Here is a 606-nt window from a genome sequence, read left to right as displayed (position 1 = left end):
ACCCCCGCGACAGCTACGGCACGCCGGGGCCGTACGAGGACGCGGTGCAAGGTCAGCCGATCTTCGAGGAGAACGGCCGGGACGACTTCAAGGGCATCGACGTGATGCGCACGGTGCGCAGCTTCGATCCCTGCCTGCCCTGCGGCGTGCACATGTATCTGGGAAAGGGCAAGACCCTCGACAGACTGCACACACCGACACAGTCGCCCGCCGGGGAGTGATCGAAGGTGGATCGCCCGGACACCATTGACGAAAGCGAGGCACGGTGGCGCACAGCGGGCGATCGGATCCAGAACCTCCTGGATTCCTGCGCGGCGAGTGGGCCGGCCGCCCGGGACCGCGCGACTGAGTTGGTCCGCGAGGTGGTCGGCCTCTACGGGGCCGGGCTGCAACGGATCATGCAGTGCCTGGGGCAGGCCGGGGACCCGGGCATAGCCGAGCGGCTGGCCACCGACGACCTGGTGGCCAGCCTGCTCCTTGTCCACGGTCTGCACCCGCACGATGTACACCGGCGGGTGTCCGACGCGCTCGACCGGGTGCGGCCGTACCTGGGCTCGCACGGCGGGGACGTCGACCTCGTCGGCGTCGACGGCGATACCGTGCGGC

2 protein-coding genes are annotated in these 606 nt (G+C 70.0%); both read left to right on the top strand.

Going from position 1 to position 606, the window contains the following annotated elements; all coding sequences use genetic code 11:
* Positions 1–221 (top strand): nickel-dependent hydrogenase large subunit (locus A5701_RS16280; protein ID WP_197504995.1); only part of this gene is annotated, 221 nt, incomplete at its 5' end.
* A 6-nt stretch (positions 222–227) separates the two neighbouring features.
* Positions 228–606, top strand: a 379-nt coding sequence (locus tag A5701_RS16275; protein ID WP_197504994.1) for a NifU family protein, incomplete at its 3' end; no start/stop codon positions are given.

Origin of the sequence: Mycobacterium sp. E3305, assembly GCF_001666785.1 — a bacterium.
In the GTDB taxonomy this organism is placed as follows: domain Bacteria; phylum Actinomycetota; class Actinomycetes; order Mycobacteriales; family Mycobacteriaceae; genus Mycobacterium.
This window is presented reverse-complemented; position numbering and strand designations above follow the sequence as displayed.